This is a genomic window from Neisseria sp. P0009.S007, assembly GCF_051962515.1.
In genome coordinates, this window is record NZ_JBQCVF010000897.1 from 1 (window position 1) to 438 (window position 438).

The window sequence follows — 438 nt, forward strand, 5'->3', positions numbered from 1 at the left end:
TTTTTTGACTTCGGCTTCAATATCTTCGGCTCGCATAAAGGTTTCGCCGATCAGGAAAGTATGCACGCCGTGGCCGCGCATGAAATCGACGTCTTCTTTGTTGCGGATGCCGCTTTCGGTGACAACGGTTTTGCCGTTTAATTCGGGCAAGAGGTCGAGGGTTTGTTGCAGGGTCACTTCAAACGTACGCAGGTCGCGGTTGTTGACGCCCCACAACGGCGTGGTCATGTTGCGGCATTTTTCCAGCTCGGACGCATCGTGCAACTCCAACAATACAGTCATGCCCAATTCGTGGGCGACGGCTTCAAAACGCTCAAGCTGCTCGGCTTCCAATGCGGCGGCAATCAGAAGAACCGCATCCGCACCCCACGTGCGCGCCTGATAGATTTGGTATTCGTCGATGATAAAGTCTTTACGCAAGACCGGCAGCGCCACGGC

At 54.6% G+C, this 438-nt stretch carries 1 protein-coding gene; it reads right to left on the bottom strand.

Annotated features, from left to right (window positions below):
• Positions 1–438 (bottom strand): indole-3-glycerol phosphate synthase TrpC (locus ACTHS3_RS17000; RefSeq protein ID WP_440368641.1); only part of this gene is annotated, 438 nt, incomplete at both ends.